Source organism: Novosphingobium sp. THN1, assembly GCF_003454795.1.
GTDB lineage: Bacteria > Pseudomonadota > Alphaproteobacteria > Sphingomonadales > Sphingomonadaceae > Novosphingobium.
Window position 1 is genome coordinate 2,414,464 of sequence record NZ_CP028347.1, and the last position, 25,569, is coordinate 2,440,032.

Consider the following 25,569-nt stretch of genomic DNA (forward strand, 5'->3'; position numbering starts at 1 on the left):
TGTCACTTTTCCAGACGAGCCGAGAACGGCCGCATATGGCGTCAGACCATGGAGAGGCATGATGAGCGAGCACGCAGCATCGGGCGGCGACTTCGACGTATTGATCGTGGGCGCAGGCATTTCCGGCATCGGTTCGGCCTGGCATCTGCAGGAGCAGTGCCCCGGCAAGACCTATGCGGTCATCGAGAGCAAGGACACTTTTGGCGGGACGTGGGAAACCCACAAGTACCCCGGCGTCCGTTCGGACTCTGATCTTTACACTTTCGGCTATCGCTTCAAGCCCTGGGTCGGCGCGCCGATTGCCAGCGCGCAGGCGATCCTCGACTACATGGGCGAGGTGATCGAGGAAGGCGGCATCGACCAGCACATCCGCTATGGCCACACGATCACCAGTGCCAAGTGGGACAGTGCGAGCAACCGGTGGACGCTGGAGGCTCGGACCAAGGGCGGCGAAACGGCGATCTTCACCGCTAACTTCCTGTGGATGTGCCAAGGCTACTATGATCATCAGGTTCCCTACATTCCCAAGGAGTGGCAGGGCGTTTCCGACTTCAAGGGTCTGTTCGTCCACGCCCAGCTGTGGGACCCGGCGACCGACTGGGAAGGCAAGCGCGTCCTGGTGATCGGATCGGGCGCGACGGCGGCGACCGTAGTTCCCGCCTTTGCCGAAAAGGCGCAGGTGACGATGCTGCAGCGCTCGCCCACCTATTTCTATTGCCATCCGAACCAGAACGAATTGGCCGACCGCTTGCGCCAGATCGGCATCGACGAGCCGACAATCCACCGCGTGGTGCGTGCGCAGATCATGCATGACCAGGCGCTGATGGACAAACGCTGCGTCGAGGAACCCGACGTGGTGTTCGAGGAACTGAAGATGGCGGCGCGCGCCTATGCCGGCGAGGACTTTGCGTTCGAGCCGCACTTCACGCCGAAGTACCGGCCGTGGCAGCAGCGGCTGGCGTTCTGCCCGGATGGCGACCTGTTCCGGGCGGCGTCGGAGGGCAAGGTCAAGGTCGTGACCGACACTATCGATCGATTTACCGAGACTGGCGTGCTGACAAAGGGTGGCGAGCTGCTGGAGGCGGACATCATCGTTGCCTGCACCGGATTCCACCTGAAGGTTCTGGGTGACATACCGTTCGAGGTGGATGGCAAGGCCGTGAACTGGGGCGATACCGTAACCTATCGCGGCATGATGTTCACAGGCGTGCCCAACATGGTCTGGGTCTTCGGCTATTTCCGCGCGAGCTGGACGCTGCGCGTGGACATGCTGGGCGATTTCGTTTGCCGCCTGATCAACCACATGGACGAAAAAGGCGTGCGCAAGGTGGAAGTTGCTTTCCGCGACGAGGATGCCGGCATGGACGTGCTGCCGTGGATCGAGGAGGACAACTTCAATCCGGGCTACCTGATGCGCGACATGGACAAGCTGCCGCGGCGCGGCGGTAATGAAGTATGGCGTCACAACCAGAGCTACTGGCTGGAGCGCGAGGCCATTCCAGCGATCGATCTGGACGGGCAGGAGTTCGTCTACGATGGGGTGCGGCGGGATGCGCCTTTGGCGGAAGCGGCGGAGTAGCTAAAGCAAGCGCGCTTCCCGCAGGGGCGGGAGAACTCAGTCCGGTTCTGCTTGTCGAGGCGGGACCGGCAAGGTGTTCCCCAACGCATTTGCGCGCTTCGCGCCAGCCTCGAGTTCCTTCTTGAGGTTGCGGACGTAGTGGTCGAAATCCAGCTGGATCGTATGCCGGCGCGACGCGTAATACTGGCCGGTGTGGTAGGATTCGTCGCTGGCGATGACGCGGTGCATTTCGGCAGGCGTGGGCGGAGCATAGTCACCCGCAAGATAGGCTGCGACGAGCTTTGACTGTTGCTCGGCGAAATTGACCAGCGTCGGCAAGGGCTGGGCCAGGCCGACGTAGAACAAGTCGGGCACTTCGGGCTTCATGATGCGCTTGAACAAGGGGGGCGGGCGATTTTCAGCATCGGCGGAAAGCTCGGGATCGTCGAAAAAAGGGAAGCGGATGTCATAGCCGGTGGCCCAGATGATCACGTCAACCTGTTCGCGCGTTCCGTCGGTGAATATGACGCTGTCCCCGTCGAGCCTCTCGATGCCGGGCTTCATGGTCAGGTCGCCTGAGCCGGCACGAAGCAGGAACTCGCCGGAGACGGTCCCGTGGCTTTCGAAGGGGCCGATTTCGGGTTCTGGCAGGCCGTACTGGCTCATCCGGCCGACCAGTTTCTTGATCATGCGAGTGGCCAGCCAGTTGCGCAGCCGCTTGGGCATCCACGACGGTGCCGGGTTCTTGTCGAGCGGCTGGCCGCGGTAGTATTTCGGCAGGACCCAGACCCCGCGCCGGGTGGAGACGAACAGGCGCGAGGCGATCGGGCGCTGCGACAGTTCAGAGGCGATGTCCATCGCGCTGTTGCCCATTCCGACAACGAGCACGCGCTTGCCGACGCAGTCGACCGGATCGAAAGGACTGCGATAGCCGTGGCTGTGGATCTGGGGGCCGGAGAATTGTCCGGGATAATCGGGAATGCGCGCGGCCCAGTGATGGCCGTTGGCGACGACCAGCGCATCGAAGTGCTCGGTCTCGCCGGTGGACAGGCGGATCTCCCAACCGCCTCCGGAACGCCGTGTCGCCTTTTCCACGCGGGTCTTGAACCGGATGTGCGGGCGCAGACCGAAGTGACCGACATAGTCATGGAAATATTGGAGAAGCTGGGCGTGGTGGGGATAGTCTGGCCATTCCGCCGGGACCGGGTAATCCTCGAACGCCAGCCGCCATTTCGACGTGTCGATGTGCAGGCTCTGGTAGCAGGCCGACATGCCGTTGGGATTGTTGAAGTACCAGTTTCCGCCGATGTCATCGGACGCTTCGTAGACGACGAAGGGAATGCCATTGTCCTGCAGGCGCTTGGCGGTGGTGAAACCGGAGCAGCCTGCGCCGATGATGCATACGCGCGGGAGCCGGCCCGTCCGCTGACGCGCGGCGACGTTGAGCGCGACGTCAGGCGCGACATGCGGTGGTGCGACCGTTCCAGTCTGGGCCATGGTCCTGCTCCATTGTTTGGCCTTGCGTGCCTGAAGCAGGGATATCCTTAATCGGGTGATTAAGTCCACCCGGCCGGGTGATCGGTCAAGTATTGCGTTGGCGGATCGGACGGCCCGCGCGGGCGGAGCGCTTCCTGAGCCAGATGACCACGCCGGTCACGGAAAGCATCGTTACCATCAGGCCGAGCAGGCTGACGAACACGCGGTAGGGCAGGCCGAAGACCTGGGCCATGTGCAGCGCCGTCAGCCAGTTGCTGAAGGTGTTGGTGCCGTTGACGCCGCTGGGCCAGTCGACCGCCTTGAGTTCGCCGGTATTGCTGTCGTACGCAACGCGGGTGCCGCCACCGTGGTGGCCGATGTCGGCCGCGGTGGTGAAGCCGTAAACGTACATCCCGCTGGTGGGCACGTGCCAGATCCAGGTTTCGCCTTCCTCCAAAGGAACGAGGCCCTGCTTGTAGGCGACCTCTTCGGCGAGCGCCTTGCCGCGGGCGGTGGCGGCGCGGAAATCGAGGGCAGGGGCATTGCGCGGGGCGGGCAGGGTGTTTTCGAGCAGCACAAGGCGGGCGTCCTGCGCGCCCAGTGCCTGCATCACCGGCACATGGACCTGCGGCAGGTTGAACGACACGCTCGACCAGGCAAAGACCAGCAGAAGCGGCCAGAGCCAGAGGCCTCCGGCGCGGTGCAGATCGAAGTTGAGCTTGTAGGGCGTGGACTTCCAGCGGATGCGCCAGCTCGGGCGCCAGCGTTCGAGGAACGGCGCGCGGGCGGGCTTCGGCGCTCTGGGTGGCAGGGTGAGGTAGAAGCCGACGAAGCAATCCAGCGTCCAGATCAGCGCGGCGATCCCGAAAGCGAGCGTGCCGATGGTGCCGAGTGCGAGCGAATAGTGGAGGCGATAGAGGAAGGGCATCAGGTTTTTCTGCCCTTGTGCAATGTTGCCCCATTCGCGGCGGCCTTGCTCCTGCCCGGTCACGGGATTGAGGAACAGATCGTCCCATTCGGGCACGCCGGGGCCATGCTCGCGCTCAAGCCCGGTCTTCGGATCGAGCCAGTGAAGGTGCAGGCGCAGCGCCTTGCCGGGTTCGACCGACAGCGGCAGGAAATCGAGCGCGGCACCGGGGTAGCGGGCAAGCACGTCCTCGCGCACGCGCAGGGGGTCGGGCGTGCCGGTCCAGCGGGAATTGTGCAGTTCCGGCGCCGTAGCGGCTTCCAGTTCCTCGATCCATGGCAGGAGCGAGCCAGTCAGGCCTGCGACCGCCAGAAAGAGTGCGAGGGTCAGGCCCGCCCAGCGGTGGACCACGACCCAGAATGCGCGCCCCGGCAGCGCGAGGCGCCGGGGCGAGGGAATGGCGTGCTGCGCGGTGGTGGCCATCAGAAGGTCATCCTGACCGAACCGGTGACGCTGCGCGGGGCTGCGTTGAACGACTGGTCCCAGTACAGGCTGGCAAGATGCTTGTGATTGGTCACATTGGCGACGTTGAGGTTGAAGCTGACACCGTCATTGAGCTTGTATCCTGCCTGCAGTTGCAAGGTGGCGTAGTCGTCCTGACGGATCGTGCCGAGGGCGTTGGTTGAATGGATCGCGTCCTGCCAGCGCATGGCCGCGCCAAGCTGGACCTTCTCGACCGGCTCCCAGCGGAGCAGCAGGTTGGCGGTGGTGCGCGGCACATAGGTGCGGACGGGATCGCCATTGCGCCCTTCGAGCGAGAGGTGGGTGATGCCGCCCTGCACGGTCAGGCCGGGAGCGATGCGGCCGCCCACTTCCGCCTCGACGCCCTGGCTGCGCACGAAGATGCCGGTGTAGAGGGTCTGGCCGAGATTGGCGTCGTAGCCTGAGGATTCGGCAAGGTTCGACTGTTCGGAGCGGAACAGCGCGAGCGAACCGAACAGTGCCTTGTTTGCGGTTTCCCCCTTCAGGCCGGCTTCCCAGCTCTTGCCCTTGGCCGAGCCGACCGGCTTGAGGTTTGTGCCGAGTTCCTTCTGCGGATTGAAGATGTCGGAATAGCTGGCGTAGAGGTTGACGCCGGGCAGCACCTTGAATGTTGCGCCGAGGAAGGGGCTGATTGCGCTCTCGCTGCGGGCGGCGCTGACGCCGAATGTGAAGCCGGTGGTCTGCACGTCGATGTAGTTGGCGCCAAGGATCAGGCTGAGGCGGTCGGTCAGATCGAGATCGGTGGCGGCACGGATGCGCCATTGCTTGTCCGAGATGCGGGCGCTTTCGACGGGGGCCCCGAAGGCGGGCAGCGGAACTTCGCTGCCGTCCCAGCCTGATTGCAGCGGTGGCAAGGCGCCCCAGGCCGGATCGGTGCCGGGGACGGGGTAGGTCAGGTAACCGAACTTCGCTGCGGTGCGCTGGATGCCCAGGGTCAGCTTGTGGTCCCGGCCGAAGAGCTTGAAGCTGCCATCGAGGCGATTGTCCCAGATCCAGCCGCGAGCGGTGGACAGGTAGCCGCCGGGATTGCCCATGAGGCCGAGGCCGGTTTGTGCATCGGGTGTGCCGTAGACGTAGAACAGGCGTGATGGTTCGTCATTGATGCGGCGGGTGAGGTGGGTCTTGACGCTCCAGCCGGGAGCGAAGGACCACGTGGCCTCGGCGAATGCGGTCTGGTCCTTGCTCTTCCAATAGGTCCAGTCCTGCGTGGTGGAGGTGGAGAAATCCCAGTCGAGCTGGTTGCCTTCGCTGTCGAGCAGAGGAAGCGCGCCCCACAGCACCCCGCGCGAGGTGCCCTGCTGGCGGGCGTAACCAAATGACAGTGCGAGATTTTCGGCAACGCGGCCATCGACCACCGCCTGCAGCGCGGTGCGGTTCGAGCGGTAATCGCGCAGATAGGAATCCGCGTTCTGCGCCGCGCCGACAAGGCGGACGCCCCAGTTGCCGTCAGAGGTCAGCGGCATTTCGATGTCGACTTCGCCGCGGACCCGGTTCCACGAGGCGGCGGTCAATTCGCCGGTTACGCGGCGCTGCCCGGTGTAATGGCGGCGGCGGTAGTTGATCGTGCCGGAGGGATTGCCGACGCCCGAAAGAAGGGCGTTTGCGCCTCTCACGACCTCGATCGAATCCCACATCAGGGTATCGAGCGAACCGATGGAGGGCCCCAGATGTTGGGCAACTGGATACCGTCCACCATGGCTTCGGTGATGTCGAAGCCGCGGGCGTTGTAATAAGTGCGGTCCGTCTCGGCCTCGTCCACGTTTACGCCGGTGACATAGCGCAGGACATCGTTGACCTCATCAAAGGCGAAGTCATCGAGCAGGGTGCGGTCGATGACGGTCACCGATTGGGGCGTATCGATGATGGCGAGGGGGAGGCCCGTTGCGCCGCTTGCCACGCCTTCGGCCTTTTCACCGATCACGGTGATGCGATTCTGGTTGTCTTCGGCCTCATCGGCACAGGCGGGGTGCCCGCCAAGGACCAGCGCGGCAAGGGATGTGGCGGAAAGAAAATGCAAGCGATGCGACACGTTAGGCTCCCGTCTGTGGTGGGCGGGCCTTAGTGCGATTCATTCGCAAGAGTCAATGCAAGTAAGAATCATTCGCATTAAAGAAGCATGAACCCTCTTGGATTGGCTGGTTGCCAGTGTCGCCAGAGCGCATTAGAAGTGCCGCCATACCCCGGGGAGCCAGTGTGGCTGAGAGGGGCTGGTCACGCAGCCCGACCCGTCGAACCTGAACCCGTTAGCACGGGCGGAGGGAAGGGCAGTGCTGCTGGCAAAGCCATGGCACCCGCGCTCCCGATGCCTGACGAGAGGAGCGCTTGAATGGCCGACATCAACTCCAAGCTGGAAATCGGCGTCACCACCGGGCCGATCCGTGGCAGCCGCAAGATCCACGTGGAAAGCGCGCGCTTTCCCGGCCTGACCGTGGCGATGCGCGAGATTTCGCTTGAGCCTTCGAGCGGGGAGCCGCCGGTGCGGGTCTACGACACGTCCGGTCCTTATACTGACAGCAACGTCATGATCGATATTGCCGCCGGCCTGCCCAAGCTGCGCCACGACTGGATCGTCGGTCGCGGCGATGTCGAGGCCTATGAGGGCCGTGCGGTCAAGCCCGAGGACAACGGCCTGAAGGGACCGGACCGGTCGGCAGGTGTTCCGCCGTTCCCGAACGTGGTGAAGCGGCCGCTGCGGGCCAAGGCCGGGCAGAACGTCAGCCAGATGCACTATGCGCGGCAGGGCATCATCACGCCCGAGATGGAATACGTGGCGATCCGCGAAAACCTCGGCCGCAAGCAGGCAAAGGAAGCGCTGATCCGCGACGGGCAGGATTGGGGCGCCTCGATCCCCGATTACGTGACGCCGGAGTTCGTGCGTGATGAAGTGGCGCGCGGGCGGGCGATCATCCCTTCGAACATCAATCACCCCGAAAGCGAGCCGATGGCAATCGGGCGCAACTTCCTCGTCAAGATCAACGCCAACATCGGCAACTCGGCGGTCGCGTCTGACGTGGCGAGCGAAGTCGACAAGATGGTCTGGTCAATCCGCTGGGGCGCGGACACCGTGATGGACCTTTCGACCGGCCGCAATATCCATGACACGCGCGAGTGGATCCTGCGCAACAGCCCGGTGCCGATCGGCACGGTGCCGATCTATCAGGCGCTGGAAAAGGTTGGCGGCATCGCCGAGGACCTGACCTGGGAGATCTTCCGCGATACCCTGATCGAGCAGGCTGAACAGGGCGTGGACTACTTCACGATCCACGCCGGCGTGCGCCTGCCCTACATCCCGCTGGCCGCCAAGCGCATGACCGGCATCGTCAGCCGTGGTGGCTCGATCATGGCCAAGTGGTGCCTGGCGCATCACAAGGAATCGTTCCTCTACGAGAACTTCGACGAGATCACCGAGATCATGAAGGCCTATGACGTGGCCTATTCACTGGGCGATGGCCTCCGCCCCGGTTCGATCTACGATGCCAACGACGAGGCGCAGTTCGCCGAGCTCTATACGCTGGGCGAGTTGACCAAGCGTGCCTGGGCGCAGGACGTGCAGGTGATGATCGAAGGCCCCGGCCACGTGCCGATGCACAAGATCAAGGAGAACATGACCAAGCAGCTCGAAGCATGCGGCGAAGCGCCGTTCTATACGCTCGGGCCGCTCGTCACCGACATCGCGCCGGGATACGACCATATCACCAGCGGCATCGGCGCGGCCCAGATCGGCTGGTACGGCACGGCGATGCTCTGCTACGTCACGCCCAAGGAACACCTTGGCCTGCCGGACCGCGACGACGTAAAGGTCGGCGTGGTGACCTACAAGCTGGCCGCCCACGCGGCGGACCTCGCCAAGGGCCACCCCGCGGCGCAGGTGCGCGACGATGCGCTGAGCAAGGCGCGCTTCGAGTTCCGTTGGCGTGACCAGTTCAACCTCTCGCTCGATCCCGACACCGCAGAGCAGTATCACGACCAGACGCTTCCGGCCGAGGGCGCGAAGTCTGCACACTTCTGCTCGATGTGCGGGCCGAAGTTCTGCTCGATGAAGATCAGCCAGGAAGTGCGCGAATTCGCCGCCAAGCAGAACCAGCCGATCGAAACTTTCGTCGCGGCTGACGAAGCCGAGGCGGAAGCCGGCATGAAGGCCATGAGCGCGAAGTACGACGAGATGGGCCGCGAGCTTTACATCGGCGCGGGTGGGCGCGAGCACGACTGAGGGTTGAAGACACTGATCCGGCTTGCTTCATCCCCGATGTGGCAAGCCGGATCTGATGTTTGATGCGAAAACCGCTCAGGCGGGCGGGCGCAACAGGCCTTGCAATAATAGCCTGACCTGTGCCGGCGTCTGGTTGCTCATCACCTCGAGATAGCCAATGCCTGCCCGCCGCAGGGCTTCCTTCTTCACGGCGTCTCGTGCTGCGGTTTCGGCACCGAGGTGATGACCGGTGCCTTGAAATTCCACGGCATGGACAGGGCGGCAGCTGTCGTCGACGATGAGCAGATCGACACGCTTGGAATTGATGGCCCAATAGGCATCCTTGTCATCGCTGAGCAGGATCTCCCCGAGTGATACCTGGCCCATGGCGCGCCAGTTGGGCTTCTCTTCGCTCAAGGTCTTGTCCAGCACAGCCAGCAAGCGCCTTTCCGACTGGTTCAAGAGCGGCCTGCTCTTGAAATCGGCTTCCATGACACGGCGGAGCTGATCTGCGGCAACTTCGGTCTGGGTTTTGTCCTTGAGTGCCGGAGCCTGATGCAGGCGCGTCTTCTTCTTGGTCCCCGCCGAATTCCGACCGCGCCAGAAGGCCCGACGTTCGGCGCGCTTGAGGCCCTCGGCAAAGCGCTCGACCGCGATGCCAATGGCGGCGCCAATTGCGAGGAGAAGGGCAAGAAGGTGCGGCTTGTCTATCAGACTGATGATTTCAGATGGCATGGCAAAGCGATAAGACAAAGACAGTAATCGGATTCTTAATGCAGGCAGGGGAACTGCAGTCTTCACAAACCATTGGCTAAGCAACTGGGCGCCAGTTCCGTGTGCCCTCGGGAAGCGATGGAGAAGGCCATGTCCAAGGCCCGCGTTATGCTCGCTGCGGTTGCTGCGACGACTTTGACCGCAGCATGCACCAGCAATGGATATTATGATCGTCCTGGCTACGCAGATGGCTATTACGACCAAGGCTATTACGAGCAGTATGGCCGATATGATTACAACAACCCCGATCCCCGCTATGGCGGCTACTACGCCGACCGCTATTACCGCGACAATGCGCGTTATCGCGAACGCCAGCTGTCCTACGATGACCGCGTCTATCGCGGGCGCGACGGGCGCTATTACTGCCGCAGGTCCGACGGTTCGACCGGCCTGATCGTCGGCGGCCTTGGTGGCGCAGCGGCAGGAGCGATCATTGCCGAGGGCGACAGCAAGCCGCTGGGCGCGATCATCGGCGCGATCGGTGGCGCGGCGATCGGTGCGGCTATCGACAGCCGCAACCGGAGCGACAACCGCAGCAACGTGCGCTGCAGGTAATTGATGGTGTAACCAGCTTGGCGCCGGGTCTTTCGCAGACCCGGCGTTTTGCTATCGCGACAATCTTGCCAACGCTTCGTCGAGAGCGGAGAGAAAGCGCGAGCGATCGGCTTTGGAGAAGGGGCGGGGCCTCCGATCACGTCGCCACCGGCGCGCAGGTCAGCCATGATCGCGCGGGTGGCGATCTGGCTGCCGATCGAACTGGTGGTGAAGGGTTTGCCCGCGGGAGAAAGCACTGTCCCGCCTGCCTTGAGGCACCGATCGGCCAGGAGGATGTCGGCGGTGACCACCACGGATTTCGGTCCGGCTTCCTGCGCAATCCAGTCATCTGCGGCATCGAAGCCATCGTTGACGACAACGCGGCGCACGAGCGGATGCACAGGTACACGGAAAGGGGAATTGCTGACCACGACGACGGCTACGCTGCGGCGAAAGGCGACCTTGTAGATCTCTTCCTTGACCGGACAGGCATCTCCATCGACCAGAATGCGCACGGTTTCGGAAGTGGTCTCAATCATTGTCGGGCTCTAGCTGCTGGCAGGGATCTTGACCATCGTCCGATTACGTTCGCCAAACGATGGCAGGCCTGCTACTGCGCTTTTGCTGACGTCGAATTTTGCGACGGACTTCGGTATTGACTACCACGCTGGCGCTTCGGTTCTCGCGGGCCTTCGACGACGATTTCCTTTCAATTGACGAACCACGCACGGCCCGGCGGCACTTCCGTTTCCGGGCAACCCTCGTTCTTGAAAGGAACATCCCATGCCAGTAGGCACCGTAAAATTCTTCAACACCGAAAAGGGCTACGGCTTCATTCAGCCTGACAACGGCGGCGCTGACAGCTTCGTGCACATCTCGGCCGTCCAGGCTGCCGGCATGGCGACGCTCGATAAGGACCAGCGCGTCAGCTACGAAGTCGAGACCGGCCGCAATGGCAAGGCATCGGCTGTGAACCTCGTTTCGGCCTGACCGAAACCAGCTTCGGCATCGACACGCACCGGGGCTTTGCAAATAGCGTGAGCCCTGCCATCGCAACGCGATGACCAACCCTGCCGATGCCGAACTGCAAGTCCGCCTCCGCCGCGCCGCATTCAACCGCGCGCTGGCGGAGGGGACCTTGCCGCGATCGCGCCAATCCTCTCGCCCGATGTGGTGCTGATCACCGGTAGCGACAGTGCAGTCATTTCCGGGCGAAAGGCGCAACTGGCGGCCTGGAAGCGCGAGTTCGCACAAGCCCCCGATCCGTCTACGTGCGCAACACCGAGAGCGTGATGTCGTCGGGAGTAGAGCCGATCGCCATGGAACATGGGCGGTGGAGCGGAACCGTTCGGGAATCCGGCGAAGTTATGGCCGCCGGGACTTATGCCGCCAAGTGGCGGAAATCTGGCGAAGCCTGGGTGCTGATCGCCGAGATCTTCGTGACGCTCAGCTGATCCCCGGTAGAGTCCTGATCTGGCGATTTGGCGGATATTTACCAAGGTGACCTGAAATTCGGGCCATGCTGATCCGGCCCGCCACGTCTCAAACTCTCACCCAGTGCTGGTACACGCGCCAGCATCAGCCCGCGGCTGGTCGCAGACGGGATGGCGAGGGCGCCTGGTCCGCACTGTGCCGCCATTGCGAAAGGCCAATTCGCTCCGTCGGTGGGAAATCGTGGACGCTGGCAGATGGCGTCGACCTGGATGCACTGGCAACACAATCCCCCATCCGCTTTGTCTGCGTGACGAGCGTTGACGACGGCATGGTCATTGCGCGTTACCCGCTCGATCGGGACGCGGACGATGCGGTGATTGCAACAAGGCTGGCCGAGATCGTTTCGCGCCATGGAGCGGCCGAGCCCGGATCGGGGCTGGACGTGCGGCTTATGGGTGGGATGCGAGCGTAAGCTCGATAGGTGAATCGCGCGTTTCCGCGTCGGCCTGAGTTGGTTGCTGTATGTCTTCGTCTTCAGCGATCTGAGGATCAGGCGCGTATTCATCCACCGGGTATTCTGCATCGGCGATGTCAGCCGGCACCTCGACTGGCTCCTCCCAAGGGCGTTCCCAATAGGCGACGCGCATGGGGCGATGGAAGATCGGGACCTGCGCGATCGGATAGCTCTCGTAGGTAACGGCTGTGATTTCAGGATAGGCATCCTGCCGCGCTGCGGGATATGACCGCTCTGGCTCCGGCAAGTGCGTCGGGATAGTGCTGGTGGCAGCGAGGCCCAGTCCGGCGCCAATGGCGATCATGACGGTGGCAAAACGATCGAACAACACGAACCCGGCTCCTGCATCCCTCCCTGTGGGAAGGAATGCCGGAGTGTGGCCGAGGTTCCGCCCTGACCTTGGTGCGGAGCGTCAGTTACCGGTCGCCTTGCCTACCTTATCGGCGGAGCCTTCCCAACTGCTTGCCGAAGTCTCGACCGTTCCACGCACCTTGGCGACCGTGCCGGTGCTGTCTGCCTGCTCGACATAATCGGCAGCGGAGCCGACGGCCTTGCCGATGAGCGAGCCTTCCGAACCCGCGTCGGCCTGTGCGGCGGTCGGCTTTGCATTCCACGGATCGGCGGGCTTTTGCTTTTCGGCTTGCCCCAATGCCAGGAAGCCAATGATACCGACCACGCAAATGGCGGGCAGCGGGCGGCGCACAATGGCGCGAGCAATGGCAAACATCTGTTCCTCCCCCTTCGGTTTACAGATGAAGCTACGCAGAAATACTTATCATCGGGTTATTTTCAGCAGAAAGGGCGCCTCCGGTAGGAAGCGCCCTTTGCTGGGATCAGCGGTGCAGCATGAAGCTGGCCTTGCTCACGGGTGAGGCGCTGCTTGCAAGCTGGCGACTTTGCGCCGAACTTCTGGGCAGTCCCGTGTTGCGGGGCAGTCAATCGTTGCTGGCAGCGGCCTTGCTCGAGATCTTCTTCACGTCCTTGACGTCGAAGGTGACCGGACGGCCGTTGAAGCGGCCGGTGACGGTGCGCTTCGTGACCTTCAGTTCGAACGGAACCTTGCCGGCATAGGCGGAGCCCTTGAGAACCTTGACGTCGCCCTGCTGTTCGGCGGTGTAATCGTACTTCACACCCTGATAGGTGAACGAGCCGGTTTCCGGTTCGGCAGCGAACACGGGGGTGGCGACGAGGACGGCAGCAGCGGCAGCGAGGATAGTCTTGATCATGGCAATATCTCCTGGAAGATAAGGAAAGATTGCCTTCAGCACCCTTATCTTGTTGCGGTGCAGCATACTAATCGTGTGCAGTGCGGCAATTGTATTTGCCGTCCAGTCAGTTGCAGGATTTGCAACTGTTCAAAATTGTGTGATAAATCTGAATCTTGCCCGGGATAGCAGCGGACCAAGCTGCCCGTTCATACGTAAGCATGCATAACGATTCGTCGCGGGCGCTGCATCGACTCGATAGCGCTGCAGGCGGGGTCGCAACTTGCCGACCCGCGCCTTGGGCTGTCAGCGTTTGCGAACGAACTCGGCCCGGAGGACCAGTCCCTTGATGCCGGGGTACTTGCAGTCGATCTCCTGCGGGTCGCCCGTCAGGCGGATCGACTTGATCAGCGTGCCTTGCTTCAAAGTTTGCCCGGCGCCCTTGACGTCGAGATCCTTGATCAGTGTGACCTGGTCTCCGTCAGCAAGGAGATTGCCGACAGCGTCGCGGACCTCGACAGTGCTGGCGGCTTCACGCTTTGCCGCGAGTTCAGACGCGGGCAACCATTCGCCGCTGTCCTCGTCGTAGACATAGTCTTCGTCTTCGCTCATCTTTCCCTCCATTCGCGCATCCCCGTGGCACGCGGGGGCGCTGCTTGCCAGCAAAAGCGGCAGTCGAGGGAGGATATGCTTGGATCGGACAATCGTTCGCCTTGGACCTGACGATGCTGACGCAGCGACCGAGACATTGACTGCTGCGTTCCGTCAGGACCCGGCGATGAACTGGATGTTCGCTGACCATCAGGCCCGGGAGCGCCGGATGCCGCAGCTGATCCGGTGGATGTTCCACGATCACCTGCGGCACGGCATGGTGCTGGGAACGGCAGGATGTGAAGTCGTCACCCTGTGGCGGCCACCGGGGAGCGTTCATGAGCATGCACCGCTGACGCCGCCGGCGCTGGTGCGTTTTATCGCGATGCTCGGCACGGCTGTGCTGCGGGCAGAGCGTGCTGACCGGATGATCGGCAAGCACTTGCCGAAGGGGGAGCGCCAATTTTATCTGCGCATGGCCGGTGTCAGGCCCGACCGGCAGGGGCAGGGCCTTGGCGGCCTTGCCATCCGGGCTGGCCTTGCCGAAGCCGACGCTGCGGGACTACCGGCGGTTCTGGAAACAGCGACCGAGAGCAATGTCGGGCTTTATCGGTCCATGGGCTTCGAACTGATCGACACATGGCCCGTCGCCAGGAAGGGCCCGACGTTCTGGACCATGGCGAGGCCTGTGCCGTTCAGGTGAAGGCATCGACCATCAGCTTGCCGCCAAGCATGACCATGAGCAGGTAGATGATGGTGTAGAACCGATCAGGCTTGAGCGCGCGGACAACCCGGACAGAGATCAGCGTGGTGATAATTGCCAAGGGAACGAGCAGAGCGGCGGTCACTACCACTTCATGGGTGAAGGCCCCGAGCATGACATAGCTTGGCACCTTGAGCCAATTGATCGCGGCAAACAGGATTGCGTTGGTTCCCGCATAGGTCAGGTGCGGAAGCTTTCGCGGCGTGACCCACATCTGGAATGGCGGACCTCCCGCATGGGCGACCTGGCTGGTGAAGCCGGTGGCCATGCCGAACAGCGCCCCGACCCAGCCCGGCGATGCAGACGCTGCGGCCACGCGATTACCACGCTCGATCCACAAGCGGTAAAGGCCGAACATGAGCGTGATTCCGCCGAGCACGCCCATCAGCGCCTTCTCGTCGATGCTGGCCGCAAGGGCCCAGCCGATGGCAATGCCGACCATGGCTCCCGGCAGCATCCAGCCGACGATCCATTTGTCCCAGGCATGGCGGAAGGACCAGACGCTGACGACGTCCTGAACGATGAGAATGGGCAGGAGAATGGCGGCGGCGGTTGATGGCGGAAGAGCCAGGGCAGCGACGGGCGTGCCAAGGGCTCCAAGACCGGAAAACCCGCCCTTGGCCATGCCGACGAGAATGACAGCCAGCGCGCAGGCGACAAGGGTTGCAGGATCGGAAAGGAGCATGTGTCTATCGGGTCCGTGGCTTCCATGGCCATTCGATGACGCCGCCGGACCACAGCGCAAGCCAGACGAGCACCGGTTGCGCAAACATGCGTGGCACGTGGTAGCCAAGGCCCGCGCCGTGGCCGGGCTTGGCCAGGTCGAGCGCGAAATGGTTGATGTTGGCGGGGAAGACGCACACCGCATAGAGGGCGAGACCGATGGCCGCAGCCCGGCGGATCGGCAGGGACAGCCCTTGCGCCAGGCCAATAGCGCCGAGCAGTTCGGCAATGCCGGTCCACAGCACTACGGCTTCGGGGCTGGGACCCATGCCGGCATGATGAGCAGAAACGGGCGAGGCGAAACGATATGGATCACGCCCGCCGCAAAGTAGAACAGTGCCAGCGTCAGGCGAGCGGCTGTGCGCATCATGCGCCGGGTTCCCAGCCGGGCGGGGCAAGGGTAAACCCCGCAAAATCAAATCCCGGCGCAACGATGCACGAGACAAGCACGTAGCCGTGATCGCCCGCGAGCGGTTCGGCAGCCTGCCACTGCCCGGCCGGCACGATCCCTTGCAGATCTTGCGTGGCAAGATCCGGCCCGAGCACGCGCGTTATGGGAGTGCTTGCGTCGTGAGGTGCGAGATGGAGCGCCAGGGCATCGCCCGCTTGCCATAGCCAGATTTCGTCCGCGTCGACCTTGTGCCAGTGTGAGCGTTCGTCGGTGGGAAGCAGGAACAGGATGGCCGTGCTTGTCGCGCGCTGGCCCGGCGCGGCGGACGCGCGCCACGTTTCGCGAAACCAGCCGCCTTCGGGATGCGGCGCGAGATCGAGCGCGGCAATGATGGATTGCGCAGTGGGCATGGCGGGACGGTTGCGCGAGGCAGGGCTTGTGTCAATCATTCCGGTGCGATCGAGGGTCTTGCTCACCAGTGCGCAGGGGTGAGCAGCAAGGGGATGGGGGCGACGGTTGCCCAGCCATGCGCAGCAATAGCGCTATTGCTTTCCTTCGCTGCCCTATTTTCGCCGAGCGACCAGGTGATATGCCATGTGCCGCCATCGGGACGACTGGTCGACCCGTCGATTGCCACGACGTAGGCCTCGACACCCATGCCGTCGTCGACATGCCCGATGATTTCGGCCGTGGTTATGGCTTCGGGAAGGTCGGTGCCCGAGACCGACAGGGTGACGTGATCGGCCACCATGCGTGCATAGCGCGGGGGAAAGGCGGCAAGCAGGGCTTCTCGCTGGCTTCTGTCCAGCTTCCAGCCCAAAGTCATGCCGCCCCCAGTTTGCTTTTACTGGGGCGTCGTAAGCGCCCCGGTAACCCAGATTACCGTCAATGCACCGATTGCAAGGACCAGGCTGATCAGCAGGACCCAGCGTACCACGTTGAGGCCTTCGCCGCCGCGAGCCTCGTCGGTGGTGATGTGCGTTTCTTCGCCGCGTCGTTCCATGGCGCTTCTCCTTCGGTAGAACCGTGCTTGGGCACTCTACGCGCAGGGAACCGCCCTGTTCCGGCAGTGTCCGCATGGACATGACCGGAACGGACCTTGATCGAGGTGAATCAGTCGCGCAGGAGTTCGTTGATCCCGGTCTTGCTGCGGGTCTGCGCGTCGACCGTCTTGACGATGACGGCGCAGTAGAGCGACGGGCCGGGTGTGCCATCGGGCAGCGGCTTGCCGGGCATCGCGCCGGGCACGACGACGGCATAGGGCGGCACGCGGCCGATGTGGACTTCGCCCGTGGCGCGGTCGACAATCTTGGTGGAAGCGCCGAGGTAGACGCCCATCGAGAGCACGGCGCCTTCGCCGACGATCACGCCTTCGGCCACTTCCGAACGCGCGCCGATAAACGCGCCGTCCTCGATGATGACGGGACCGGCCTGCAGCGGTTCGAGCACGCCGCCGATGCCGGCGCCGCCCGAGATATGAACGTTCTTGCCGATCTGCGCGCAGGAGCCGACCGTGGCCCAGGTATCGACCATGGTGCCTTCATCGACGAAGGCGCCGATGTTGACGAAGCTTGGCATCAGCACCACGCCCTTGGCGATGTGTGCGCCCTTGCGCGCCACGGCACCGGGGACGACGCGGAAACCGGCGTCACGGAAGCGGTTCTCGCCCCAGCCGGCGAACTTCGAGGGCACCTTGTCGAACGCAGGGGCGCCGCCCGAACCGGCTTCGATAACGGCATTGTCATTGAGGCGGAACGAGAGCAGCACGGCCTTCTTCAGCCACTGGTTGACGCGCCATTCGCCGTCAACCTTCTCGGCAGCGCGAGCCTTGCCGCTGTCGAGCAGTTCGAGCGCGGCCTCGACCACCTCGCGCACGGCATCGCTGGCGGGGGTGACATTGGCGCGGTCTTCCCAGGCGGCTTCGATGGCAGCTTGCAGCTGCCCGGTTTCGACTTGGGCGGTCATGGCGTTTCTCCGTGGCGGATCAGTATGGAACAAAATTGCGTGGCGACTAGCCCAGCGATGCCGGATCGGCAAGCGCCGCAATCGTATGATCGAGCCACGCGACGACGTCATCGGTGACCACGTCGATCGCGGCGTCGTCCTTGGCGCGATCGCCCCAATCGGTGGCGAGATCGAGCCAGACGGTCTGCATGCCGAGCGCCTTGGCCGGGGCGAGGTTGCGTGCCATGTCCTCGACGAAGACCGAAGTCTCGGGATTTATGCCCAATGCTGTGATCATGCCCGTGTAGGCGGAGGGTTCGGGCTTGGGCTTGTAGGCCATGGCGTGGATATCCCACATGCCATCGAAGCTGCCCGAAAGATCGAGCCCGGCCAGCACCTTGGCGGCATAGGCGTCATCGCCATTGGTGAAGACGATCTTGCGGCCGGGGAGCGCGGCGAGACGATTTGCCAGGCGTGGTGCGGCGGAAAGCGGGCTCAAGTCGATATCGTGGACGAAGCCGAGAAATTCGTACGGATCGGTGGCGTGGTAATGCATCAGCCCGGACAACGTGGTGCCGTGATCGTGGAAGTAGAGCTTCTGGACGCGCCGCGCTTCCATGGCGTCACACCCCAACAATTGCTGGATGAACAGGCCCATACGCTCATCGATCTGATCGAACAGGCGGGTCGACGGGGGATAGAGCGTGTTGTCGAGATCGAAGATCCAGCAATCAACAATCGTGGGATCGAAGGGCATTTGCGTATTCCAATCCGGAACTGTGTCATTCGGCATTTACGGCCATGGGGTTATCAGCAAGACTTGGGCAAAGCTACCGGAGCCGGGGTGCGGTGATGTCGGAAATTCGCTGGTTTGGTCATGCCGCAGTGGCAGTGCTTGCTGCTGCCTTGGCGGGATGCGGAGGGGGCGGCAGTGTCTCAAGCACGCCTGCGCCTGCGCCAGCCCCGACGCCCACGCCGACACCAGTTCCGACGCCTGCCCCAACTCCCACCCCCACTCCCACTCCGGTCAATTTCGATACGGCGGAATATCGCCGGTCGGATGGGCCTTCGTTGCATGGCGCGATCACGGCATGGCAATCAGGAGCGAGCGGGGCGGGGACAACGATTGCGATCGTCGATTCCGGCATCAATACGTCCAATTCCGAATTTGCCGGACGGATCGCGTCATCATCGACAGACGTGGTGCAATCGCGCGGGTTGAACAACGCGGATGACGACCACGGCACGCAGGTTGCACTGACAGCGGCAGCAGCCCGGAACAATTCCGGGATCGTCGGGACCGCATGGGGTGCAACCATCCAGATGCTGCGGGCCGATACGCCGGGGTCATGTGCCGCGTCGGATGGCTGCACTTTTGCCGACAGCGCGATCGCGGCGGGCATCAATGCAGCGGTCGCCGCGGGCGCAAAGGTCATCAATCTTTCGCTGGGCGGCGACCCGGCCAACACGACATTGCGGTCAGCGGTTGCGAGGGCCGCCTCGGCTGGCGTCGTAGTTGTCGTTTCGGCAGGGAACGATGGCGACAGCACCGATCCGGCGATCGACCCGAACAATCCCGATCCTTTCGCGCAATCGCTGCTCCAGGCGGGTGGCGGCAATGTCATCATTGTCGGCTCGGTCAATGCCAGCGGCGTGGCTTCGGCCTTCAGTAACAAGCCGGGAAGCTCTGCGGCATCCGTACTGATGGCCCAGGGCGAAGAGGTGTGCTGCGTCTATGAGGGGAGCCAGATCAAGACCGAGACGAATGCGCAGGGGACATTCGTGACAGTGGTGAGCGGCACGAGCTTTGCCGCGCCACAGGTTTCGGGCGCGGTGGCGCTGCTCGCGCAGGCCTTCCCGAACCTGACCGGAACGCAGATCGTTGACCTGCTGCTGCGTACCGCGCGAGATGCGGGGGCCACGGGCACCGATGCTGTTTATGGCCGCGGTATTCTGGATATTGCGCGGGCCTTTTCGCCGCAGGGCTCGACCGGGCTGGCAGGGACGCAAGTGGCGGTGTCGCTCGACGGGCTGACGGGAACGAGCAGCGGGGCGATGGGGGATGCGTTGAGCGGGGCATCGCTCGGCGCGGTGATGCTGGATGGATACCAGCGGGCTTACAAATTGAACCTTGCGGCGGGTTTGCGCGCCGGGCAGTCGCGATTGCCATTGCATGAAGCGCTGGCAGGTGGGGCAGGCCGGTGGCGATGGATGCTTCGGGATTTGCGCTGGCGTTCACGGTTGACCGGCGCTTCGGCGCGGTACCCTTGCGGCTGGCGCCGGGTGAGGGGCAGCAGGCTCGGGTTCTGGCCTCGTCGGTGGTGACCCGGCTAGACCGGTCGCTCGATCTGGCGCTGGGGTGGAAGGTGAGCGCCGAGAGCCTGACCGCGAGGTTGCAGCAGCGGCGGGAACCGCAGTTCCTTGTCGCGGGCATGGCTAGCGGGGTGTTCACGCGGCCCGAAACGGGCATGGCGGCGCGCTATCGGTTGGGGCGTCTGGGGCTGACGGTTTCGGCGGAGCGTGGCGTGCTGGTGCGGCCTGATCCACTGCGCGAGCGGCGTGAGGACCGGATGACGCAATTCAGCCTTGCGCTTGATGGCGGGCAGGGTGGCGCGTTCGACTGGCGGCTGGGCTTTGGCCTGATGCGTGAGGAGCGGACGGTGCTGGGGGCACGCTTTGCCGATGCGCTGGGCGGCGGCGGGGCGACGACTGCCACGGTCTCGCCGCGGCTTGGCTGGCGCTTCGGGAAGGGCTGGGCGCTCGGGGCGACGGGAAGCGTCGGTTTCACCCGGATCGACAGCGGGGCGGTGGCGACCAGCGGCTCTCGGCTGGTGTCGTCCTCATGGAGCGTCGATCTTTCGCGTGAAGGCTTGCTGGCGGACGATGACCGCCTGGCCTTGCGCGTCTCGCAACCCTTGCGCGTGGAGCGCGGCGGGCTGGACCTCAACCTGCCGGTGGCATGGGACTATGCGATGCAGAGCGCGACCTTCGCTCGCATGCCGCTGTCGCTGGCACCGAAGGGGCGGGAGCTTGATGCGGAACTGGCATGGGCGACGGCGCTGTGGGGCGGCGATGCCTCGGCCAGCGTGTTCTTCCGCAAGCAGCCGGGGCATTTTGCCGGTGCGGCTGATGATGGCGGGCTTGCGGTGCGTTGGTCGCGGGGATTTTAGCTGGCGAACGCAGGTAAACCGAGGCCAATTGTGACCGAGCTGGCGTGGGAAGGATCATTCCTAAGCGTAAGCATGTCACTGTCTTATGACAGCAAATACTTGCCCTCACGCAACCACGGAAGCGAAGCTTTCGCATCCTCATCAGCCTCTTCTACACTTGCATACAGTCCAGAAGAGTTTGTGCAATTCCAATAGGTTGTGCCCTCCTCGAAATATTCAGCATCGGGTTCCACTATAAGCTCGACAACAAACTCTTCGAATTGGAACAGATCGCTGGAATTTCTGAAGATGTCTAGCTTTCTTAGGCCGTCAAGGCTGACGTATCCCTTCAATCGCTCCATTAGATTGCTCCGCAACTTGCCTTTAGCATCCACTTGAAAGCTGACTTATGGCTCGTGTTGATCTGGCCGGATAAGACCGCTGCTGGGCGACGCAGGATTCTCGGTACGTCTCACACTCTACAGCGGTGCGGGCCGCTGCCTATTCTCACCCCTTCGGCACAACATGCCGCAACTTCGCCCCCTCGCCATCCTCAAGCACATAGAGCGTCCCATCTGGTGCTTGCTCGATCTCGCGGATGCGGTTGCCGAGGTCTATGCGTTCGAGTTCGGTGGCTTTCTCGCCGTCGATCTTCACGCGGACGATGCCGCCTGCACCTAATGCAGCGATCAGGGCCTGGCCTTGCCATTGGGGAAGACCTTGCCGGTGTAGAAGATCATGTCGCCCGGTGCGATGACCGGGTTCCAGCTGATTGCGGGCTGGGCGAGGTCGGGGCGCGTCTTGTTGCGCGGGATCGGCTTGCCGTCGTAGTGGTCGCCGTCTGACACCAAGGGCCAGCCGTAGTTCTTTCCGGGTTCGACATGGTTGATCTCGTCACCGCCGGCAGGACCGTGCTCGATGTCCCACAGCCGGCCATCGGGCGAGAAGGCGAGGCCTAGCAGGTTGCGGTGGCCATAGGACCAGATTTGCGCCGAAACGCCGCCCTTGTCGGCGAAGGGATTGCCGGGGGCGGGACTGCCATCGGGCAGGAGGCGGATGACCTTGCCGAGGTTGACCAAGAGGTCCTGTGCAGGCGTGAACTTCTGCCGCTCCCCGAGGAGATGAACAGGTACTGCCCGTCGGGCGAAAAGGCGATGCGGTGGGAATAGTGGCCGCGCCCGGTGACCTTGGGGAACTGCCGCCAGATCACGCTGAGGCCTTCGAGGCGGGGGCATCGTCCATGACCAGCTTGGCCCGCGCCACGACCGCGCCGCGCGTGTCGTTCTGACCGGCCTCGACCCAGCTGAGATAGACCATGCCGCTCTGTGCGAAATCGGGCGCGGCGACGACATCGCCGAAGCCGCCCTGTCCGCCGTAGTCGACGCTGGGGGTGCCGGAGACTTCAACGGTCTTGCTTGTGCCTTCGGTCCAGAGCTTGAGCTTGCCCTTCTTCTCGGTGATCAGGGCCTGGTTGGTGCCGGGAAGGAAGGTCATCGCCCAAGGCTCGTCGAACGTGGCGACATCGGCGATCGCGATGCCCGCTTTGGCCGTTTCGGCGTCCTGGGCGGAAATTGATGAGCCGCAGCTTGCGAGGAGCAGGGCGAGAGGCGATAGCGAGCGCAGGATCGGATTCGTCATGCAGCCCACAATGCCTCTGAACGCCAGTTGTGCCACCTCCTTTTCGTCCATGGTCACCATCGGTGTGGACGAAGCGGGGCGCGGGCCTCTGGCCGGGCCAGTGGTGGCGGCGGCGGTGGTCTTGTGCAAGCCGCGGCCTTCGGGTCTGGATGACTCCAAGAAGCTGAGCGCGGCGCGGCGGGCGGAACTGGAAGAGAAGATCAAGCGGCGCTGCCGGTGGGCCGTGGGCGTGGTCGAACCGGAGGAGATCGATCGGCTCAACATCTTCGGCGCGACCATGCTGGCGATGACGCTGGCGGTGCAGGCGCTGTGCGAGCAGATCGCGCATGACGAGGGCGTGGGCGAGGTGCTGGTGGACGGCAACCTGACGCCTCACGGGCGTCGCCCGGAATGGTGCTGGCCGGCACGGCCGATCGTCGGCGGCGATGCGCTGGAACCGTGCATTTCAGCCGCCTCGATCATCGCCAAGGAACACCGTGACCGGATCATGCGCGAAGCGGCTCTTGCGCATCCGCACTACGGCTGGGAGCGCAATGCCGGGTATGGTACGCCCGAGCATCTCGCGGCCCTGCGCGAGCATGGGCCGACGCCGCTGCACCGGCGCAGCTTTGCTCCGGTGGCGCAGTTGCAGTTGCTCTGACGAAAAAATTCGGCGGTGAGTCCGCTTGGGCACACTACCAGATATTGAGTCCTGCGCCCGTCCCAAGACTCTAGATATCGAAATAGACTCTTTTCGTTCTCATCCTGAACCCCGCGCGACTCGCCGGAATCTGGCGAGTCGCCGCTTGACTGCGAGTCCCTGATGACTCAAACGGTGGCCTTATCCACAAGGGGTCAGGGACTAGATATGGCAGTTGCAGTCAAGGAACGCGCGAAGGCATTGCGTGCGGCGCCGGCAAAGGTGCTGAAGGCGGATGTCGCGCTTCCGGTGAACCAGATCCTGCGTGGCGACTGCATTTCGGAGATGCGCAAGCTGCCCGACGCCTCGATCGACATGATCTTTGCCGATCCGCCCTATAACCTGCAATTGGGCGGCGATCTGGCACGGCCTGATGGCAGCCCTGTCGATGCGGTGACCAACGACTGGGACAAGTTTTCAAGCTTTGCGGTCTACGACCAGTTTACCCGCGAATGGCTGACCGAGGCGCGGCGTCTGCTCAAGCCTGATGGTTCGATCTGGGTGATCGGCAGCTATCACAACATCTTCCGCGTCGGCACGATCCTGCAGGACCTGGGCTTCTGGATCCTCAACGACATCATCTGGCGCAAAGCCAACCCGATGCCCAACTTCAAGGGCACGCGCTTTACCAATGCGCACGAGACGCTGATCTGGGCGTCGAAAAGCGAGAAGTCGAAGTACACCTTCAACTATCGCGCGATGAAGACGCTGAACGACGAGTTGCAGATGCGCTCGGACTGGGTTCTGCCGATCTGTTCCGGGCCGGAACGCCTGCGCCGCAATGGTACCAAGGCGCACCCGACGCAGAAGCCCGAGGCGCTGCTCTATCGCGTGATGCTGGCGACGACCAACAAGGGTGACGTGGTGCTGGACCCGTTCTTCGGCACCGGCACCACCGGCGCGGTGGCCAAGCGCCTTGGCCGCGACTGGATCGGCTGCGAGCGCGAGGACGATTACATCGAGGTCGCGCAGGAGCGGATCGAACTGGCGTTGCCGCTGGACGAATCTGCTCTGACCACGATGCAGTCCAAGCGCAGTGCGCCCAAGGTGGCGTTTGGAGCGCTGGTCGAGAGCGGCATGCTCGCGCCGGGTACACGCCTGACGGCGAAGAAGGCGAAGTTCGAGGCGGTGGTGCGCGCGGACGGTTCGCTCCAGGCAGGTGCCGAGACCGGATCGATCCATGGCCTGGGCGCGAAGCTGCAGGGTGCGCCTTCGTGCAATGGCTGGACCTTCTGGCATGTTGAACATGAGGGCGAGGTCAAGCCGATCGATGCGCTGCGGCAACTCTATCTGCTGGCTGTCGAGGACTGATGCAAAGCGTCTACATTCGCCCGATTGCGCTGTGCGATAGTCCGCAGGCGGAGGAGGGCGAGGCGATCAGGTTGGGTGGCGGGTTGGTCTACGCCAGCCGCTTCGCCCTGATCGTGCGTGAAGGCGGCAAGGTTGTTTCGCGCCAGCGGTTTGGCGCGGGCGAGATTCAGGCGGCGATTGCGACTTTGCCCGATGCACTTGCCGCCGATGCTTTGGAGCAGTGGGACAACCTGCGCCGCACGCACGCGCCGCTGGTCTGCGGGCAGCGGACGCTGCGCATCGATCAACCGGTGGTGATGGGCATTCTCAACGTCACGCCGGACAGCTTTTCCGATGGCGGCCAATTCCTCGACAAGCCGGATGCCGCGCTGGATCATGCCCACGCGATGCTGGCAGCCGGAGCGGCGCTGATCGACGTTGGCGGTGAGTCCACCCGCCCCGGCGCAGCGGCGGTGTGGGAGGGCGACGAGGTCAAGCGCGTTGTGCCGGTGATCGAGCAACTGGCGGCAGCGGGTGCCGCGATCTCCATCGACAGCCGACGCTCCACGGTGATCGAGGCAGCGCTGGCGGCAGGAGCGCACATCGTCAACGATGTTTCGGCCATGCGTCACGACGCGCGTACCGCAGAGATCGTGGCGCGGTCAGGTATGCCGGTGGTGTTGATGCATGCGCCGGGCACCGACGGCGATCTGCATGCCGATGGCGATTATGCCGATGTTGTGCTCGATGTCTTCGATGCCTTGCGCGAACGTCGTGATGCAGCCGTGGCGGCGGGGATCGCGCGGGAGAAGGTGCTGCTGGATCCGGGCATAGGCTTTGGCAAGTCGCTGGCCGAGAACCTTGCGCTGATCAATGCCCTGCCAATGTTCCATGCGCTCGGCCAGCCGATCCTGTTCGGGGCGAGCCGCAAGCGGATGATCGGGGCGCTGTCGAATGAGGTGCCGGCGCATCAGCGCATGCCGGGTTCGGTGATGCTGGCGCTCAAAGCAATGGATGCGGGCTGCCAGATGGTACGGGTGCACGACGTGGCAGAGACGGTTCAGGCGCTACACGTATGGCGCGGCTTGCGTGACGCAGCCCTGACGGACTTCGCGCAAGCCGTCTAAAGTGAAACGCCGCCATCGCTGACCAGGCAGGTGCCGGTGATGGTGGCAGCCGCGTCGGACAGCAGGAAGCCGATCTGCGCGGCGACTTCATCGGCACGGGCGAAGCGGCCCAGCGGCGTTGCATCCTTCGCCATTGCGGC

The 25,569-nt window shown here is 63.5% G+C and carries 29 protein-coding genes, 3 pseudogenes and 1 riboswitch; of the genes and pseudogenes, 12 read left to right on the forward strand and 20 right to left on the reverse strand.

Annotated features, from left to right (window positions below):
- Positions 1–61 precede the first annotated feature (61 nt).
- Positions 62–1,579: an NAD(P)/FAD-dependent oxidoreductase gene (locus C7W88_RS11905; protein WP_118074746.1), complete on the forward strand. Its 1,518-nt coding sequence runs from the start codon at positions 62–64 to the stop codon at positions 1,577–1,579.
- 36 nt (positions 1,580–1,615) lie between these two features.
- Here C7W88_RS11905 and C7W88_RS11910 read toward each other — a convergent pair whose 3' ends face one another.
- From C7W88_RS11910 to C7W88_RS11925, 4 genes are all read right to left on the reverse strand, one after another.
- Positions 1,616–3,055 carry an NAD(P)/FAD-dependent oxidoreductase gene (locus C7W88_RS11910; protein WP_118073690.1) on the reverse strand — a complete coding sequence of 480 codons (1,440 nt, stop codon included), beginning with the start codon at positions 3,053–3,055 and terminating at the stop codon, positions 1,616–1,618.
- Between the two features lie 85 nt (positions 3,056–3,140).
- Positions 3,141–4,424, reverse strand: a complete 1,284-nt coding sequence (locus C7W88_RS11915) for a PepSY domain-containing protein (protein ID WP_118073691.1) — start codon at positions 4,422–4,424, stop codon at positions 3,141–3,143.
- Positions 4,424–6,118 carry a TonB-dependent siderophore receptor gene (locus C7W88_RS11920; RefSeq protein WP_118073692.1) on the reverse strand — a complete coding sequence of 565 codons (1,695 nt, stop codon included), beginning with the start codon at positions 6,116–6,118 and terminating at the stop codon, positions 4,424–4,426. Before C7W88_RS11920 ends, C7W88_RS11915 begins: the two co-directional genes overlap by 1 nt.
- Positions 6,118–6,513, reverse strand: coding sequence for a TonB-dependent receptor plug domain-containing protein (locus C7W88_RS11925; RefSeq protein WP_162896015.1), 396 nt, complete (start codon positions 6,511–6,513; stop codon positions 6,118–6,120). Before C7W88_RS11925 ends, C7W88_RS11920 begins: the two co-directional genes overlap by 1 nt.
- A gap of 142 nt (positions 6,514–6,655) precedes the next feature.
- A riboswitch (TPP riboswitch) is annotated at positions 6,656–6,763 on the forward strand.
- A gap of 47 nt (positions 6,764–6,810) precedes the next feature.
- On the opposite strand from C7W88_RS11925, the gene thiC reads away from it, so the two are divergent.
- Positions 6,811–8,694 (forward strand): phosphomethylpyrimidine synthase ThiC, encoded by a 1,884-nt coding sequence (thiC, locus tag C7W88_RS11930; RefSeq protein WP_118073694.1) that lies wholly within the window; start codon positions 6,811–6,813, stop codon positions 8,692–8,694.
- Between the two features lie 75 nt (positions 8,695–8,769).
- Here the strand turns inward: thiC and C7W88_RS11935 are convergent, their stop codons facing one another.
- Entirely contained in the window at positions 8,770–9,474 is a 705-nt protein-coding gene (locus C7W88_RS11935; protein ID WP_162896016.1) for a DUF2726 domain-containing protein, read from the reverse strand.
- 63 nt (positions 9,475–9,537) lie between these two features.
- Here C7W88_RS11935 and C7W88_RS11940 point away from each other — a divergent pair, with 63 nt between their 5' ends.
- A complete protein-coding gene (locus C7W88_RS11940; RefSeq protein ID WP_118074747.1) occupies positions 9,538–10,002 on the forward strand; it encodes a glycine zipper 2TM domain-containing protein in 465 nt (154 codons plus the stop codon).
- Between the two features lie 51 nt (positions 10,003–10,053).
- Here the strand turns inward: C7W88_RS11940 and C7W88_RS11945 are convergent.
- Positions 10,054–10,520, reverse strand: a pseudogene (locus C7W88_RS11945) (YaiI/YqxD family protein).
- A gap of 244 nt (positions 10,521–10,764) precedes the next feature.
- Between C7W88_RS11945 and C7W88_RS11950 the strand changes: the two are divergent.
- The 3 genes and pseudogenes from C7W88_RS11950 to C7W88_RS22690 all read left to right on the forward strand — a co-directional run bounded on the left by C7W88_RS11950 (position 10,765) and on the right by C7W88_RS22690 (position 11,887).
- A complete protein-coding gene (locus C7W88_RS11950) occupies positions 10,765–10,971 on the forward strand; it encodes a cold-shock protein (protein ID WP_118073696.1) in 207 nt (68 codons plus the stop codon).
- A 70-nt stretch (positions 10,972–11,041) separates the two neighbouring features.
- Positions 11,042–11,435, forward strand: a pseudogene (locus C7W88_RS11955) (DUF4440 domain-containing protein).
- Between the two features lie 287 nt (positions 11,436–11,722).
- Positions 11,723–11,887, forward strand: coding sequence for a hypothetical protein (locus tag C7W88_RS22690; RefSeq protein WP_162896017.1), 165 nt, complete (start codon positions 11,723–11,725; stop codon positions 11,885–11,887).
- Here C7W88_RS22690 and C7W88_RS11965 read toward each other — a convergent pair.
- The 4 genes from C7W88_RS11965 to C7W88_RS11980 form a co-directional block, all read right to left on the reverse strand.
- A complete protein-coding gene (locus C7W88_RS11965; RefSeq protein WP_162896018.1) occupies positions 11,865–12,257 on the reverse strand; it encodes a hypothetical protein in 393 nt (130 codons plus the stop codon). The two genes, C7W88_RS22690 and C7W88_RS11965, sit on opposite strands and share 23 nt — an antisense overlap.
- 84 nt (positions 12,258–12,341) lie before the next feature.
- Positions 12,342–12,656: a hypothetical protein gene (locus C7W88_RS11970; RefSeq protein ID WP_118073699.1), complete on the reverse strand. Its 315-nt coding sequence runs from the start codon at positions 12,654–12,656 to the stop codon at positions 12,342–12,344.
- Positions 12,657–12,864: 208 nt separating this feature from the next.
- Positions 12,865–13,155 carry a hypothetical protein gene (locus C7W88_RS11975; RefSeq protein ID WP_039332377.1) on the reverse strand — a complete coding sequence of 97 codons (291 nt, stop codon included), beginning with the start codon at positions 13,153–13,155 and terminating at the stop codon, positions 12,865–12,867.
- 285 nt (positions 13,156–13,440) lie between these two features.
- Positions 13,441–13,746: an alkylphosphonate utilization protein gene (locus tag C7W88_RS11980; protein ID WP_118074748.1), complete on the reverse strand. Its 306-nt coding sequence runs from the start codon at positions 13,744–13,746 to the stop codon at positions 13,441–13,443.
- A gap of 79 nt (positions 13,747–13,825) precedes the next feature.
- Here C7W88_RS11980 and C7W88_RS11985 point away from each other — a divergent pair, with 79 nt between their 5' ends.
- On the forward strand, positions 13,826–14,428 hold the full coding sequence (locus C7W88_RS11985; protein ID WP_162896019.1) for a GNAT family N-acetyltransferase: 603 nt from the start codon (positions 13,826–13,828) through the stop codon (positions 14,426–14,428).
- On the opposite strand, the gene C7W88_RS11990 is transcribed toward C7W88_RS11985, so the two are convergent.
- The 8 genes from C7W88_RS11990 to C7W88_RS12015 all read right to left on the reverse strand — a co-directional run bounded on the left by C7W88_RS11990 (position 14,421) and on the right by C7W88_RS12015 (position 18,303).
- Positions 14,421–15,173 (reverse strand): sulfite exporter TauE/SafE family protein, encoded by a 753-nt coding sequence (locus C7W88_RS11990; protein ID WP_118073701.1) that lies wholly within the window; start codon positions 15,171–15,173, stop codon positions 14,421–14,423. The genes C7W88_RS11985 and C7W88_RS11990 overlap by 8 nt on opposite strands.
- 4 nt (positions 15,174–15,177) lie before the next feature.
- The gene (locus tag C7W88_RS11995; RefSeq protein WP_370073127.1) at positions 15,178–15,480 is read right to left on the reverse strand and encodes a hypothetical protein; all 303 of its coding nucleotides are present in this window, start codon (positions 15,478–15,480) and stop codon (positions 15,178–15,180) included.
- Positions 15,456–15,581 (reverse strand): hypothetical protein, encoded by a 126-nt coding sequence (locus C7W88_RS24775; RefSeq protein ID WP_370073128.1) that lies wholly within the window; start codon positions 15,579–15,581, stop codon positions 15,456–15,458. The genes C7W88_RS11995 and C7W88_RS24775 overlap by 25 nt, the downstream gene beginning before the upstream one ends.
- A complete protein-coding gene (locus tag C7W88_RS12000) occupies positions 15,578–16,012 on the reverse strand; it encodes a cupin domain-containing protein (RefSeq protein ID WP_118074749.1) in 435 nt (144 codons plus the stop codon). Before C7W88_RS12000 ends, C7W88_RS24775 begins: the two co-directional genes overlap by 4 nt.
- A 62-nt stretch (positions 16,013–16,074) precedes the next feature.
- Positions 16,075–16,428, reverse strand: a complete 354-nt coding sequence (locus C7W88_RS12005) for a hypothetical protein (protein ID WP_118073702.1) — start codon at positions 16,426–16,428, stop codon at positions 16,075–16,077.
- An 18-nt stretch (positions 16,429–16,446) separates the two neighbouring features.
- Positions 16,447–16,605 (reverse strand): hypothetical protein, encoded by a 159-nt coding sequence (locus tag C7W88_RS22695; protein WP_162896020.1) that lies wholly within the window; start codon positions 16,603–16,605, stop codon positions 16,447–16,449.
- A 110-nt stretch (positions 16,606–16,715) separates the two neighbouring features.
- Positions 16,716–17,567: a 2,3,4,5-tetrahydropyridine-2,6-dicarboxylate N-succinyltransferase gene (gene dapD, locus C7W88_RS12010; RefSeq protein ID WP_118073703.1), complete on the reverse strand. Its 852-nt coding sequence runs from the start codon at positions 17,565–17,567 to the stop codon at positions 16,716–16,718.
- Positions 17,568–17,613: 46 nt separating this feature from the next.
- Positions 17,614–18,303 carry a pyrimidine 5'-nucleotidase gene (locus tag C7W88_RS12015; RefSeq protein WP_118073704.1) on the reverse strand — a complete coding sequence of 230 codons (690 nt, stop codon included), beginning with the start codon at positions 18,301–18,303 and terminating at the stop codon, positions 17,614–17,616.
- A gap of 95 nt (positions 18,304–18,398) precedes the next feature.
- Between C7W88_RS12015 and C7W88_RS12020 the strand changes: the two genes are divergently transcribed.
- Together C7W88_RS12020 and C7W88_RS12025 are read left to right on the forward strand one after the other, a co-directional pair.
- Complete coding sequence (locus tag C7W88_RS12020) at positions 18,399–19,871, forward strand: S8 family peptidase (RefSeq protein ID WP_162896021.1); 1,473 nt, start codon at positions 18,399–18,401, stop codon at positions 19,869–19,871.
- On the forward strand, positions 19,754–20,716 hold the full coding sequence (locus tag C7W88_RS12025) for a hypothetical protein (RefSeq protein ID WP_162896022.1): 963 nt from the start codon (positions 19,754–19,756) through the stop codon (positions 20,714–20,716). Before C7W88_RS12020 ends, C7W88_RS12025 begins: the two co-directional genes overlap by 118 nt.
- Before the next feature lie 486 nt (positions 20,717–21,202).
- Here C7W88_RS12025 and C7W88_RS12035 read toward each other — a convergent pair.
- Positions 21,203–22,333, reverse strand: a pseudogene (locus C7W88_RS12035) (PQQ-dependent sugar dehydrogenase).
- Positions 22,334–22,382: 49 nt separating this feature from the next.
- Between C7W88_RS12035 and C7W88_RS12040 the strand changes: the two are divergent.
- The 3 genes from C7W88_RS12040 to folP all read left to right on the forward strand — a co-directional run bounded on the left by C7W88_RS12040 (position 22,383) and on the right by folP (position 25,429).
- The gene (locus tag C7W88_RS12040) at positions 22,383–22,973 is read left to right on the forward strand and encodes a ribonuclease HII (RefSeq protein WP_118073708.1); all 591 of its coding nucleotides are present in this window, start codon (positions 22,383–22,385) and stop codon (positions 22,971–22,973) included.
- A 207-nt stretch (positions 22,974–23,180) separates the two neighbouring features.
- A complete protein-coding gene (locus C7W88_RS12045) occupies positions 23,181–24,323 on the forward strand; it encodes a site-specific DNA-methyltransferase (RefSeq protein WP_118073709.1) in 1,143 nt (380 codons plus the stop codon).
- Entirely contained in the window at positions 24,323–25,429 is a 1,107-nt protein-coding gene (gene folP / locus C7W88_RS12050; protein ID WP_370073129.1) for a dihydropteroate synthase, read from the forward strand. Before C7W88_RS12045 ends, folP begins: the two co-directional genes overlap by 1 nt.
- Here the strand turns inward: folP and C7W88_RS24780 are convergent.
- Complete coding sequence (locus tag C7W88_RS24780; RefSeq protein WP_370073130.1) at positions 25,426–25,563, reverse strand: SDR family oxidoreductase; 138 nt, start codon at positions 25,561–25,563, stop codon at positions 25,426–25,428. The two genes, folP and C7W88_RS24780, sit on opposite strands and share 4 nt — an antisense overlap.
- Positions 25,564–25,569: the final 6 nt, after the last annotated feature.